This window comes from Leifsonia shinshuensis (assembly GCF_013410375.1).
Classification (GTDB): Bacteria; Actinomycetota; Actinomycetes; order Actinomycetales; family Microbacteriaceae; genus Leifsonia; species Leifsonia shinshuensis.
This window is the reverse complement of record NZ_JACCFL010000001.1, coordinates 683,496-696,628: the sequence shown is the minus strand read 5'-3', so window position 1 is coordinate 696,628 and position 13,133 is coordinate 683,496. Positions and strand designations below refer to the sequence as shown.

General features: G+C 73.4%; 11 protein-coding genes. 6 read left to right on the top strand and 5 right to left on the bottom strand.

Going from position 1 to position 13,133, the window contains the following annotated elements; genetic code table 11:
• Positions 1-87 precede the first annotated feature (87 nt).
• A complete protein-coding gene (locus HNR13_RS03480) occupies positions 88-1,374 on the bottom strand; it encodes an adenylosuccinate synthase (RefSeq protein ID WP_179604463.1) in 1,287 nt (428 codons plus the stop codon).
• Between the two features lie 76 nt (positions 1,375-1,450).
• Positions 1,451-2,152, bottom strand: a complete 702-nt coding sequence (locus HNR13_RS03475) for a hypothetical protein (protein ID WP_179604462.1) — start codon at positions 2,150-2,152, stop codon at positions 1,451-1,453.
• Between the two features lie 262 nt (positions 2,153-2,414).
• Here HNR13_RS03475 and HNR13_RS03470 point away from each other — a divergent pair, with 262 nt between their 5' ends.
• From HNR13_RS03470 to HNR13_RS03450, 5 genes are all read left to right on the top strand, one after another.
• Positions 2,415-3,125 carry a TetR/AcrR family transcriptional regulator gene (locus tag HNR13_RS03470; RefSeq protein WP_179604461.1) on the top strand — a complete coding sequence of 237 codons (711 nt, stop codon included), beginning with the start codon at positions 2,415-2,417 and terminating at the stop codon, positions 3,123-3,125.
• A complete protein-coding gene (locus tag HNR13_RS03465) occupies positions 3,122-3,850 on the top strand; it encodes a hypothetical protein (protein WP_179604460.1) in 729 nt (242 codons plus the stop codon). Before HNR13_RS03470 ends, HNR13_RS03465 begins: the two co-directional genes overlap by 4 nt.
• A complete protein-coding gene (locus HNR13_RS03460; RefSeq protein WP_179604459.1) occupies positions 3,847-5,742 on the top strand; it encodes a YhgE/Pip family protein in 1,896 nt (631 codons plus the stop codon). Before HNR13_RS03465 ends, HNR13_RS03460 begins: the two co-directional genes overlap by 4 nt.
• Before the next feature lie 80 nt (positions 5,743-5,822).
• On the top strand, positions 5,823-6,668 hold the full coding sequence (locus HNR13_RS03455) for a metallophosphoesterase (RefSeq protein WP_179604458.1): 846 nt from the start codon (positions 5,823-5,825) through the stop codon (positions 6,666-6,668).
• A complete protein-coding gene (locus HNR13_RS03450; RefSeq protein ID WP_246312709.1) occupies positions 6,665-7,087 on the top strand; it encodes a DUF3052 family protein in 423 nt (140 codons plus the stop codon). Before HNR13_RS03455 ends, HNR13_RS03450 begins: the two co-directional genes overlap by 4 nt.
• A 75-nt stretch (positions 7,088-7,162) precedes the next feature.
• Here HNR13_RS03450 and HNR13_RS03445 read toward each other — a convergent pair whose 3' ends face one another.
• Positions 7,163-7,846 (bottom strand): TrmH family RNA methyltransferase, encoded by a 684-nt coding sequence (locus HNR13_RS03445; RefSeq protein WP_382313648.1) that lies wholly within the window; start codon positions 7,844-7,846, stop codon positions 7,163-7,165.
• A 149-nt stretch (positions 7,847-7,995) separates the two neighbouring features.
• On the opposite strand from HNR13_RS03445, the gene HNR13_RS03440 reads away from it, so the two are divergent.
• Complete coding sequence (locus HNR13_RS03440; protein WP_179604456.1) at positions 7,996-8,796, top strand: HAD-IIA family hydrolase; 801 nt, start codon at positions 7,996-7,998, stop codon at positions 8,794-8,796.
• Positions 8,797-8,842: 46 nt separating this feature from the next.
• Here HNR13_RS03440 and HNR13_RS03435 read toward each other — a convergent pair whose 3' ends face one another.
• A complete protein-coding gene (locus tag HNR13_RS03435; protein ID WP_179604455.1) occupies positions 8,843-12,538 on the bottom strand; it encodes a septum formation family protein in 3,696 nt (1,231 codons plus the stop codon).
• Positions 12,538-13,095, bottom strand: a complete 558-nt coding sequence (gene pyrE / locus HNR13_RS03430; protein WP_179604454.1) for an orotate phosphoribosyltransferase — start codon at positions 13,093-13,095, stop codon at positions 12,538-12,540. The genes HNR13_RS03435 and pyrE overlap by 1 nt, the downstream gene beginning before the upstream one ends.
• Positions 13,096-13,133: the final 38 nt, after the last annotated feature.

The following is a 13,133-nucleotide window of genomic DNA, read 5'->3' as shown; positions in this document are numbered from 1 at the left end:
ATAGCGGCGGCGTTATTCCGGTTCCGGGCCACAACCCGGAATAGCGGTGGCGCGATCCCGGGTTGGGATGCGCCTGACCGAGCCCGCCTAGTCCACCAGGTCGTGCCGCACAACGATCTCGTCGCGCGCCGGGCCGACGCCGATCGCGGAGATGCGGGCGCCGGAGATGGCCTCCAGGGCGAGGACGTAGTCCTGCGCGTTCTTCGGCAGGTCCTCGAACGTGCGGGCGCCGCTGATGTCCTCGGTCCAGCCGGGGAACTCCTCGTAGATCGGCACCGCGTGGTGGAAGTCGGTCTGCGACGACGGCACCTCGTCGTGGCGCACGCCGTCGACGTCGTAGGCGACGCAGACCGGGATGCGCTCGATGCCGGTGAGGGTGTCCAGCTTGGTCAGGACGAAGTCGGTGACGCCGTTGATGCGGGCCGTGTAGCGGGCGACGGGCGCGTCGTACCAGCCGGTGCGGCGCGGACGGCCGGTGGTGGTGCCGAACTCGAAGCCACGGTCGCGGAGGAACTCGCCCCACTCGTCGAACAGCTCGGTCGGGAAGGGGCCGGCGCCGACGCGCGTCGTGTACGCCTTCACGATGCCGATCACCCGGTCGATGCGGTTCGGGCCGATGCCCGAGCCGGTCGCGGCGCCGCCGGAGGTCGAGCTCGAGGAGGTGACGAACGGGTAGGTACCGTGGTCGACGTCCAGCATGGTGGCCTGGCCGCCCTCGAACAGGACGTACTTGCCGTCCTCCAGCGCGCGGTGGAGCAGCAGCGAGGAGTCGACCACCATCGGTCGCAGCCGCTCGGCGTAGCTCAGCAGCTCCTCGACCACCTCGTCCACGCTGATGGCGCGGCGGTTGTAGACCTTGACCAGCAGGTGGTTCTTCTGGTCGAGCGCGCCCTCCACCTTCTGCCGCAGGATGTTCTCGTCGAACAGGTCCTGGATGCGGATGCCGACCCGGTTGATCTTGTCGGCGTAGGTCGGGCCGATGCCGCGGCCGGTGGTGCCGATCTGGCGCTTGCCGAGGAAGCGCTCGGTGACCTTGTCGATGGTGCGGTGGTACTGGGTGATGACGTGCGCGTTGGAGCTCACCTTGAGTCGCGACACGTCGACGCCGCGGGCGATGAGCCCGTCGAGCTCCTGGAACAGCACCTCGATGTCGACGACGACGCCGTTGGCGATGACCGGGGTGACGCCCTCCGTCAGGATGCCGGACGGCAGCAGGTGCAGCGCGTACTTCTCGTCGCCGACGACGACCGTGTGACCGGCATTGTTGCCGCCGTTGAACTTGACGACGTAGTCGATGCGGCTGCCGAGCAGGTCGGTGGCTTTGCCTTTGCCTTCGTCGCCCCACTGGGCGCCGATGATCACGATCGCGGGCACGTTTCGTCCTCTCGAATGTCGGGAGTGCGTCGGCGCCTCGCGGACGACCGTCGCACTCGATCCTATCGCGCCGTGTTCACCGGCCCTCGCGGACGGCGCGGGCGCGGGCGATCACAGCGATGCCCGCCCAGAGGAACCACACCGCCTGCAGCACGGAGAGCGCGATCCCCGCATACACGCCCACCGCGGTGAACACCGCGAGCAGGCCGACGACGACGAACGCGATCGCCAGTGCGAGCGCCGCGCCGCGGAGGGCCCGCGTCAGCACCCCGGCGCCGGCGTACGCCATCCCGAAGAACACCAGCGGGGCGGGGATGAGCGGGAAGATCCGCACGAACGTCCCGTTGCTCAGGGCGAAGCAGATCGCGACCGTCGCACGGTCGCCCGCAGCGGCGGCGGCGGGCAGCGCGATGAGGAAGACCGCCTCGGCGAGCACGACGGCGAGCAGCACGGCGGAGCCCACGATCGCGAGCAGCCCGGGGAGCGTCCACGCGGTGCGGGCGAGCCGGACCACCACGAGCACGAACACGATGCAGAGCGCGCTGCCGACGCCCTGCAGCCAGCCGCCGGCGTAGAAGAGCAGGGCGTGGTCGTCGACGTAGCGGATCAGCTGGTCGGCTGTCCCGCCCGCGTACGGCCAGCCCGCGAGCGAGGGGACGGTGAAGTAGGCGATCAGGAAGACCGTCCCGACGACCGCCGCAGCGCCTCCGGCCCGCGCCATCCGAATGGCGACGTCGTCGCCGCCGACAGACCCTCCCCGCTCGCCGGTGGCAGCCATGCGCGCCCCTCCCTCGTGGCGCGGCCCGATCCGCGACCCCGGGCCATCCAACTCCCCAATCGGGCGCCGCGCAACGAAACGGGCATTGTCGCAAAGCTGAGCGAAGTTCTACATTGGCCGGGATGTCGTCCCTTCTGTACCAGCTGGGTCGCGCCGCCTTCCGCGGCGCAGTGTGCGGCTGCCGAGGTTGGCGGGAGGCCGCGCGGTGTCCGCCTGACGACTTAACTTGCACACAAGTGTGCAAGAAGAGTAGGATCGTCGCATGCCCACGATCCCTGCGTCCCGCTCGGGCGCGCCCGCGCGCGCCCCGCGGCGCGACGCGACCGCGAACCGGGAGGCTCTCCTGGTCGCGGCCGCCGCCGCCCTCAACGAGGACATCGACGCCTCCCTCGAGGCCATCGCCGCGCGCGCCGGGCTCAGCCGCCGCGCCGTCTACGGCCACTTCGCCAACCGCGACGAGTTGCTGATCGACGTGTTCACGCGCGGCGCCGCCCGGCTGGCCGCCCTGCTCGACCCGGTGTCGCATCCCGACGCCCGGGTCGAGATCGCGCTGTTCGGCGCCACCCTCTGGGCCGAGGTGGAGCACATCCGGGTCAGCGCCGCGCTCGCCGTGCGCGGCCCGCACCGCGAACTGGTCGGCACCGCGCTCGACCCGGCGCGCGAGCGCCTGCGCTCCACGGTCGGCCGGGGCATGGCCGACGGCACGATCCGCGCCGACCTCGACCGGGAGACCGTCACCCGCCTCATCGAGCACGCCGCCGTGTCCGTGCTGGACGAGGCGACGCGCGCGAAGCTCTCCGACCGCGACGGCCACCGGCTCGTCATCCTGGCGGCGCTCTCGGCCGCGGGGATGGGCTGGCGCGAGGCGGACGACCTGCTCGCGGCGACCCCCGAGCTGGCGTTCGACGCCGTGCAGGACGACGACGCCATGCAGCACGACGCCGTGCAGGACGACGAGGGGGCGGACCGATGAGGATCGTCCTCGACTCCGTCGCCAAGGGCCCCCGCGACGCCGCCCTCCCGGCGACCACCATCGCCTTCGAGACCGGGCGCGCCGCGCTCTCGCGCGCCGAGACCGAGCAGCGGCCGACCGTGCTCGGCCTCATCGCGTCCGGGCGGATGCGGCCGGACAGCGGCGCCGTGACCATCGACGGCCGCACCGACTACGGCGCCATGCGCCGCCGCATCGCACTGGTCGACGCCCCCGATGTCTGCGAGCCCGCGCCGGACGTGACCGTCGCCGGCATCGTCGCCGAGGAGCTCATGTTCGCCGGCCTCGCCTCGCACCCGCTCGCGGTCCGCCGGCGCCTGGCCGAGTTCGGCGCCGCCGAGTACGCCCGCTACGCCATCGGCACCGTGCCGCCCACCGTCCGCATCCGGCTCCTCACCGAGCTCGCGCTCCTCCGGAAGGGCGTGGAGGGCGTCGTCATCGTCTCCCCCGACCGGCACGGCGGCGACCCGGTGGAGTGGTGGGGCTTCGCCCGCGAGCTCGCCGCGCGCGGGCTGGCGGTGCTCGTCGTGGCCGGAGACGCCTCCGCCGCGGCGATCGCGGCCTCCGCACTCGTGTCGCGGCAGTTCGCCGCGGACGGGGACGCCGCCGACGGCGGACCCCAGACCTACGACGAAGACCCGGGCAGGGACGACACCGACGAACTGCCCGACCTGATCCTGACCGAGCCGTCCGTGGAGGGCGCATGAAGATCCCCCAGATGATCGCGGCGGAGTTCCGCCGCCTGACCGCCAGCCCGATGTCCATCGTCGCGCTTATCGCGCTGATGTGCGTGCCCGTGCTCTACGGCGGCCTCTACCTCTGGGCCAACCAGAACCCGTACGCTAACCTCAACCGCATCCCCGCGGCGATCGTCGTGGACGACGCCGGGACGACCATCGACGGCAAGAGCGTCAACTACGGCGACCAGGTCGCCGACCAGCTCATCGCGGACGGCTCGTTCCAGTGGCACCGGGTCGCCTCGGGGTCGGCGGCGACGGGCGTCGACGACTCCAAGTACGACTTCAGCATCACCTTCCCGTCCGACTTCTCGTCGTCGCTCGCCTCGGCCTCCGGCACCGCGCCGCAGCGCGCCGTCGTCACCCTGACGACCAACGACACCAACAGCTACCTGGCCTCGACCATCGGGACACAGGCGGCCGAGAAGATCCGCACCGCCATCGTCAAGCAGGTCAACGAGGAGGCCGCGCAGCGGTTCCTGCTCGGCCTCGCCGACATCCGCTCCAGCCTGGTGAAGGCCGAGAGCGGCGCGGCCCAGCTCGTGGACGGCAGCGCGAGCGCCCAGAGCGGCGCGGCCCAGCTGGCCGACGGCACCGCGCAGCTCGCCGACGGGTCCCAGACGCTCGCGAGCAAGCTCGGCGACCTCTCGTCCGGTGCGGCGCAGGTGCGCGACGGCGCGCAGCAGGTCAGCGCGGGCGCGGCGAAGGTCGCGTCGGGGAACGACCAGCTCGCCGCGCAGGCGAGGCAGGCCGGTCAGGCCGCTGCGCAGCTCGCCGTCGACGCTCCCGCGGCCGGGCAGCAGCTCATTGCGCAGCTCCACGCGGCCGGCGTCAACCAGGCCGTGATCGACCAGGTGCAGGCCGGTCTCGACGGGATCGACAAGAAAGTCCAGGCTGGAAACACCACGATCCAGTCGGCCGTCGGCCAGGTGAACCAGCTCGCCGCGGGCTCCGACCAGGTCGCGGCCGGCGCCGCGCAGGTGTCGTCGGGCGCCACGCAGGTCGCCGCCGGCGCGTCCCAGGCCCAGGCGGGAGCGAGCCAGCTGGCGAGCGGAGCCTCCAGCGCCGCCGCCGGTTCGGCACAGCTGCGCGACGGGCTCACGACCCTGCACAACGGGACGACCCAGTTGCATGACGGGCTCTCGAACGGCGTCGCCCAGATCCCGGACAACTCGCCCGCCCTGCAGAAGAAGCAGGCGTCCACCATCGCCGACCCCGTGAACCTGAAGAACGACTCGGTCACGTCGGCCGGCACCTACGGCGCGGGACTGGCGCCGTTCTTCGTCGCGCTCGCGGGCTGGATCGGCATCTACGCGCTGTTCCTCATCGTCAAGCCGGTGTCGCGGCGCGCGATCACCGCGCTGCACTCGCCGGTCAAGATCACGCTCGCGGGCTGGCTCACGCCCGGCCTGCTCGGCGCGGTGCAGATGATCGGGCTGTTCGCGATCGTGTCGGGAGCCCTCGGCTTCGGCATCCACAACCCGCTCGGCATGTTCGGGATGATGGCGCTCGCGTCGGTGACGTTCGCGGCGATCATCCTCGCCCTCAACGTCTGGCTGGGCAGCGTCGGCCAGTTCCTCGGCCTCGTGCTCATGGTGCTCCAGCTGGTGACGGCGGGCGGGACCTTCCCGTGGCAGACCCTCCCCGGCCCGCTGGCGGGGCTGCACCACGTGCTGCCGATGTCGTATGCCGTCGACGGCATCCGTCAGCTCATGTACGGCGGCAACCCCGCGACGGCGTGGGCGGACGCGGGCGTGCTCGCGGTGTGGATGCTGATCGCGCTGCTCGTGTCGGCGATCGGCGTGACGCGGATGACGCACTTCCGCACGCTGCGCGACCTGCGGCCGTCGCTGATCGGCTGAGCGGATCGGCCGGGCGCGCCAGGCGCCCCGGCCGTCCCGCCGACCCGGGATGGTCGGGCCCCGGCGCTAGGGTGGGCGGCGTGACCGATCGACTGCGCATCCTGCACCTGAGCGACACCCACCTCTACGGCGACGGCCGCCTGCAGTACGGCCTGGTCGACACGCTCGCCGCGCTCGACCGCGTGCTCGCGCGCGCCGGGGAGCTGGACGCCGTCGACCTCGTGGTCGCCTCCGGGGACCTCTCCGACGACGGGAGCGCGGCCTCCTACCGCCTGCTGCGGGACCGCCTCGAGCCCTGGGCGGCCGAACGCGGCGCGGTCGTGGCGTACGCGATGGGCAACCACGACCTCGCCGAGGGCTTCGAGGAGGTGCTCGGGGCGCGCGAGGCGACGTTCGGCGTGCGCGGATTCCGCGTGGTCACCGTGGACACGACCGTCGCCCGCGCCGGATACGGGTTGATCGGCGAGGCACGCCTCGAACGGCTGCGGGAGGCTCTGGCCGAGCCGAGCGCCGACGGCACCGTCGTCGTGCTGCACCACCCGCCCGTTCCGCCCACGACGGGACTGTTCGAGACGCTGCGGCTGGTCGACCCCGGGCCGCTGCTCGACCTGTGCGCGGCGGGGGACGTCCGGCTGATCCTGGCCGGGCACTACCACCACGCGCTCGTCACCGAGGCGGGAGCGGGCGGCATCCCGGTCGTCGTCGCGCCCGCCGTCGCCAACACCACCGACGTCCTCCAGCCGCCGCCGCACCAGCGCGCCGAGCGCGGAGCCGGGTTCGCGCTGATCGAGCTCCCCGCCGACGGGCCGCCGCGCACCCACGTCGTGCGGGCGCCCGACGCCCGCGACGGCGAGACGGTCTACGACCTCGACGCCGACGCCGTCGCACGCATCGCGGCCGGCGCCGGCTGGACGGGCGCCTCGTGACCGGCGTGCGCACGGCGGGCTACTCGGGAACGCCGCTCTGGAAGAAGCTCGGGCTCAAGCCGGGGATGCGCGCGCAGCTCCTGCACGCCGACCCGGGCTGGGCGGTGCCGGTGGAGGACGGGCCCGTGGACGTCGAGTGGCTCCCGCCCGCGTCGACGGAGCCGGCCGGGCTGATCGTCGCGTTCTACCGGGAGGCGGCTGACTACGTGGGCGAGCTGGACGCGCTCGCGCCGCGGATCCACCCGGCCGGGATGATCTGGGCCGCCTGGCCGCGGAAGGCCGCGGGCCACGTCAGCGACCTCGACGAGAACATCATCCGCGACACCGCGCTCGCCCGCGGCCTCGTCGACGTCAAAGTCGCCGCACTGTCCCAGGACTGGTCCGCCCTCAAACTCGTCCACCGCCGCGCCAACCGCTGACCCCGCAAGCCGCCGAGCACAGGATAAACGTCGCCTCCACGCCACGTTTAGCGACGTTTTTCCTGTGCTCGGGGGCTAAGTGGGGAAGGGGACGTGCTGGAGGATCCAGGCGTGCATGGCGACGGCGGCCGCGGCCGAGGCGTTGATGGAGCGCGTGGAGCCGAACTGGGAGATCTCCACGACGACGTCCGCCGCCTCCAGGGCGGCCGGCGACAGGCCGGGCCCCTCCTGACCGAACAGCAGGACGCACGCGCGCGGCAGGGCGTACGTCTCGATCAGCACGGAACCGGGCACGTTGTCCACCGCCACGATCGGGAGGCCGGCGTCCCGCGCCCAGGCGACGAACGCCTCCACGTCGTCATGGTGGACGACATGCTGGTAACGGTCGGTCACCATCGCCCCGCGCTTGTTCCAGCGGCGGCGGCCGATGATGTGCACCGTGTCCGCCGCGAACGCGTTGGCACTGCGCACGATGGAGCCGATGTTCATGTCGTGCTGCCAGTTCTCGATCGCCACGTGGAACGGGTGGCGGTGCTCGTCGAGGTCGGCGACCACGGCCTCCATGCGCCAGTACCGGTAGCGGTCGATGACGTTGCGGGTGTCGCCGTGCCTCAGCAGCTCCGGGTCGTAGCGCTCGTCGTCCGGCCACGCACCGGGCCACGGGCCGACGCCGTGCGTGCTCAGCTCGGCGGTCGGCGGCAGTCCCGGCGGCAGGGGCGGCTCGGCCTGCTCGGGCGGCTGCGGGGTGTCCGGACTCACCGACTCAGCGTAACGGGAGGCGGCCGGAGGGATCTCGACAGCGGACCGGAACCCGGCGCTGTGCGTCATCCCGACAGCAGGCCGAAACCCGCCCGCAACCCCCGGGCAATAAGCTGGTGGCGTCACTTCACCTTCGGAAGGGGTCCTGCGTGGCGCGTCGCGACGAGATCGAATGCTGGCTGACCGACATGGACGGCGTGCTCGTCCACGAGAACTCCGCGCTCCCCGGAGCCCCCGAGCTGATCCAGCAGTGGCGCGACCAGGGCACGCCCTTCCTCGTGCTCACCAACAACTCGATCTACACCCCGCGCGACCTCGCCGCCCGGCTGCGCGCTTCCGGCCTGGACGTTCCGGAGGAGTCGATCTGGACCTCCGCTCTGGCCACCGCCGACTTCCTCAAGTCGCAGGCCCCCGGCGGCAGCGCGTACGTGATCGGGGAGGCCGGCCTGACCACCGCGCTCCACGAGGCGGGCTTCATCATGACCGACACGAACCCGGACTACGTTGTCGTCGGCGAGACCCGCAGCTACTCCTTCGACGCGATCACCAAGGCGATCCGCTTGATCGGCGCCGGCGCACGCTTCATCTCCACGAACCCGGACGCCACCGGCCCGAGCGCCGAGGGCCCGCTGCCCGCCACGGGCGCGGTCACCGCCATGATCACGAAGGCCACCGGCGGCATGGAGCCGTACGTGGTGGGCAAGCCGAACCCGATGATGTTCCGCTCGGCGCTCAACCGCATCGGCGCCCACTCCGAGAACACGGCGATGATCGGCGACCGGATGGACACCGACGTCGTCGCGGGGATCGAGGCCGGCCTCCACACGATCCTGGTGCTGACGGGCATCAGCGACCAGGCCGAGATCGACCGCTACCCGTTCCGCCCGGACGAGATCCTGTCGGGCGTGCACGAGCTGGTCTCGACCGGACCCGTCGAGTCCGACCTCTGAGCCGCCGGGGCGGGCTCGGCCGCCGGGGCGGGCTCGCCGCCGGGCGTCAGCCCGTGGGGCCTTTGCCCGCGACCGAGGTGGTCAGCGGCTGGCCGCTGGAGCGGTTGGCGAAGCAGTAGTAGGAGCGCTGCCCGCTCTTCCACTGCGCCTCCGTCGCCGGGAACGTGCCCTGCACCTGGAGGTCCGGGTACGCCGCCGCGGCGGTCAGGTCGATGACGCCCGACGCGGTGCACAGCGTGTTGATCTGCTGGGCCAGCGCGTCCGCGCCCGGGTACGCGGCCGCCGGGTCGGCCGAGATCAGGTTCGTGTAGGCGAGCTGTGCGGAGTGCGGGGTGGCGCAGTCCACGACGGTGAACGTCTCGGCCCACGGGTTCGTGTACGGCTGGATGCACTCGCCGCCGCCGAGGGTGTCCCACTGGTGGACGCCGGGCCCGACCGCCGCGGCGGGCTTCGGGATGACGGTCGGTGTCGGCGTGGGCGTCGGCGTCGGGGTCGCCGACGGTTTGGTGGACGGGGAGGCGGGCGGAGCCGTCGCGGCCGCGCCGAACATCGACGGGATGCGGGTCCCCAGCGCGAACAGGCCCACCAGCACGAGCAGCACGGCCAGCACACCGAGGATCAGGAAGAGCCGGCGGTTCAGCGGGTGCGGTTCGGTGGGCGGAGCGGGCGGGGTCGGTGGGGTGGTCGTGGGTGCGGAGGCGGAGGAGGTGGGGGTGGAGGGTCCGGGTGCGGCTCCAGCCGTGGCGGCTCCGGCGGTCGCGGCGGCTCCGGCGGTCGCGGCGGCACCGGTCGCGGCGGGGCCGGACCCGTGGGCAGGGGCGGCCGTCCCTGCGCCGTCGGTCGCGGCGGCCGCTCCGGCCCCGGCGGTCCCCGCAGCGGGCGGCGGAGTCGTGTCGCGCGCGGCGGCGGCCGCGTCGAAGGCGACCGTCGGCGTGCTGAGCGGATCGAAGGCGACCGTGGGCGTCTCGGCGGAGTCGAAGCCGATCGCGCCCGTGCCGAACTGCGGACCCTCCATCGCGGCGGACGGCTCGTCGAACGGCGAGAGTCCGGGAGCGGCGTCCGTGGCCCCGAACGGCGGGTGAGCGGCAGCGTGATGCGGCGGCGCGGCCGGATCGGGCTCGGCCGGGGACTCCCCTGTGGCGAGATCCGGGAAGAGGATCGCGTCCATCCCGAGGCCGGCGGCGGCAGCCGCAGGTGCGGCGTCCGCGGGCCCTGCGATTTCGGACGCAGCGGGTGCGGGTGCGGTGGGAGCGGCCGGCTCGGCCTGCCCGACGGCGTGATCATCGTGAGCGTCGCCGGGTTCGTGGTGGTCCACGTCCTCGTCGACGCCGAAGTCGCCGAAGAGGGCGGCGATGCCGTCCGGCTCCTCTCCGTGCCCGGCCTCGTCCCCGTGCTCAGCGGACGCGTCCGCGGATTCGTCGCCCGGCTGCTCCCCCAGCGTCCAGGTCGAGACGGACTCTCCGGCCTGACCGGTGGGCGGCGCGAAACGGTCCGCCTCGTCCGCGGAGGCGGCGGCGAGCGCCGCAGCATCGAACGGGCTGGTCGCGGGCGACGGCGGAGCCCCGAGGATCGCCTCGGTCTGCGCCGCGCCGTCGAATCGACCGAACGGGCCCTGCGGTTCCGGCTCCGGCTCCGGCTCGCTCACGGGCTCAGGCGCGAGCGACGCGAACGGCCACACGGAGGCCGTGGAGGCGGGCACCTCGGCCCCGGGCGTCGGCACGGCGGCCTCACCGCGGGGCTCGTCGCCCCCCGGCGCACGCGTATCGCTGAGCTGCCCAGACGGGACCGGCGCGACGGGCTCGGTGGTGAAGGGCTCGGCAAAGGGCGCGCCAGTGGATGCCTCGGTGGCGGTGAGCTCGCCGGTGGAGAGCTCGGTGGCGGTGGACTCGCCAGTGGATGCATCGGTGGCGGTGGGCTCGCCAGTGGATGCATCGGTGGCGGTGAGCTCGCCGGTGGAGGACTCGGTGGCGGTGGGCTCACCGGTGGAGGACTCGGTGGCGGAGGGCTCGGTGGTGAAGAGCCCGGCGCTGAAGGGCGCAGCAGCCACCGGGTGGACGGGTTCAGTGGGCTCAGCCGTCGGCTCCGCTGCGGCGGGCGCAGGCGCAGGCGCAGGCGCGGAGGGGTAGGTCGCCGGCGGCTGCGTTGCGTCGGACCCGGTGGCGGGCGGCCACGTCGCCGCAGGAGGCACGGGCGCCGCGGTCTCAGCCGACGCCGGATCCGTCGCGGAGGCCGCGGTCTCCGCTGCGGCGGTCGCGGGTGCGGGCGCCCGGCCGGAGTCGGCGTCCGCCTCTGCCTCGGCCTCCGCCTGGAGCGCCTCGCGGCGTGTCAGCGGCGACGTAGGCGTGGGCGGCAGCGGGATGATTCCGGTCGTGTCGCCGAGCAGCGGTCGCGGGGCAGGACGTTCCTCGTCGAGCAGTCCGAGGAGGGCAGCCAGTCCGTGGCCTTCGATCGGGCCGGTCGCGGGAGGCGGCTCCTCGGTCGCGGGCTCGGGAGCGTCGGCCCCAGGGGAGGTCGCCGCAGGGGAGGTCGTCTCCGGGGAGGTCGTCTCCGGGGAGGTCGTCTCCGGGGCGGTCGGCTCCGACGTGGTCGGCTCCAGCGTCTCCTGGGGGCCGGTGAAGAGGTCGCCGGCCTCCGGGGGCTGCGGCATCCGGAGCGCGGCGACGAAACCGGCCTCCTCGAACGCCTGCGTCGGCGGAACCGACGGGACGTCCGACGGCGCCGGAGCAGCCTGAGGGCGCTCCGTCGGACTCTGCGATGCGACCGCCGCCTGGTCGGCCGCAGCGCCGGGGGCGGCCGAGGACTCACCGAAAGAAGCGCCGGACCGAACCGTCGGCGGCTCGGGCGAAGGCTCGGCGGCGAAGGGCGGCACGTCGAAAGCCACCGTCGGCGGGCTGGAGGGCTCCTCCGACGCGGGCGCGGCCGGCGTCGGCTCGGGGGCAGGCTCGGCAGCGAAGGGCGGCAGGTTGAGAGCCACCGTCGGCGCACTGGAAGGCTCCTCCGGCGTATCGAAGGGCATGGCCGCCGGAGGCTCCTGCGAGGACGCGGGCACGGCCGGCGCGGCCGGCGTTCCCTCGGCTCCCGGCGCCACACCCCGTGTGGGCGGCTCGACGAAGTTGGAGCGGCGGAGCGGCGGTTCCGCGTCCCCGTCGTCCGAGGGGCCCTCGTCCACCAGCCCGCCACCGGCCTGCTCGAACGCGCCGGCTTGCTCGAACGCGCCGGCCTGCTCGAACGCCCCGGCCTGCTCGAACGCCGAAGCCGGCTCGGCACCTCCGCCACCAGGCGTCGCCTCATCCTGCGGCGCGGAGTTCCGGGACGTCAGGTTCCAGGTGAAGCCCGGTTCCGTCGGGGCGACGAAGGGCGCGTCCGAGGCTCCAGCGTCCTCGCCGGGCTCGTCCGGGCGCTCCCGGAGGAGGTCCTCGAACGCAGACGGGGCGTCCGGCTGCGGGGGCGCTGCGGGCGCCGGGTGAGGGACGCCCGCGACGGGCTGCGGCGCCTCGAAGGGGAAGAACGGCTCCGCCCCGTCGGGCTCCGGCGCCTCCACCGGCTCAGCCGGAGCAGCAGCAGCGGCGGCGTCCGCCTCGGCGTCACCGGCCTCCGACGCAGGCTCCGACGCGGGCGACACCGCAGGCTCCGCCCGCTCGACGCGGCGGCCGCCGCTCAGTTGCGCGAGGAACCACTCGGAGCTGCCGACCTCCGGCTCGGCCGGCTCGTCCCCCGGCGCGCTGTCGCGGTGTTCCGCCACTATTCCAGCCCCAGATCGTCCAGGCCGATCGCAGCGAAGTACGGGTACCCCGCCGACTCGATGACCTCGCGGGCGCCCGTGTTGCGGTCGACGACGACGGCCACACCGGCGATCTCCGCTCCCACCTTCTTCAGGGCCTCGATCGCCTTCAGCGGGGAGCCTCCGGTGGTGGAGGTGTCCTCGAGCACGATGACGCGCTTGCCGGCGAGGTCCGGGCCCTCGATCTGCTTGCCGCGGCCGTGGTCCTTCGGCTCCTTGCGGACGACGAACGCGTCGTACGCCAGGCCGCGCGCAGCGCCCTGGTGCAGGATCGCGGCCGCGACCGGGTCGGCGCCCATCGTCATCCCGCCGACCGCGACGACGTCGGGGACGCCGGCGATCAGGTCGATCATGACCTGCCCGATCAGGGGCGCCACCCGGTGGTCGAGGCTCACTTTGCGCAGGTCGACGTAGTAGCTGGCCTTCTTGCCGCTGGTCAGCGTGAAGTCGCCGTGGAAGACGGCCTCGGCCGAGATGAAGTCGATGAGCTGCTGTCGTGCGTCGGTCACGTCTGACATTCTACGGTTAACGCGCTCCCGGGAGCGGGGTCGCCGGT

Bases quoted from the DNA above. Each gene is read 5' to 3' on its own strand.
- HNR13_RS03470 (WP_179604461.1), top strand. From the start codon at position 2,415: ATGCCCACGATCCCTGCGTCCCGCTCGGGCGCGCCCGCGCGCGCCCCG.
- HNR13_RS03465 (WP_179604460.1), top strand. From the start codon at position 3,122: ATGAGGATCGTCCTCGACTCCGTCGCCAAGGGCCCCCGCGACGCCGCC.
- HNR13_RS03460 (WP_179604459.1), top strand. From the start codon at position 3,847: ATGAAGATCCCCCAGATGATCGCGGCGGAGTTCCGCCGCCTGACCGCC.
- pyrE (WP_179604454.1), bottom strand. From the start codon at position 13,095: ATGTCAGACGTGACCGACGCACGACAGCAGCTCATCGACTTCATCTCG.
- HNR13_RS03475 (WP_179604462.1), bottom strand. From the start codon at position 2,152: ATGGCTGCCACCGGCGAGCGGGGAGGGTCTGTCGGCGGCGACGACGTC.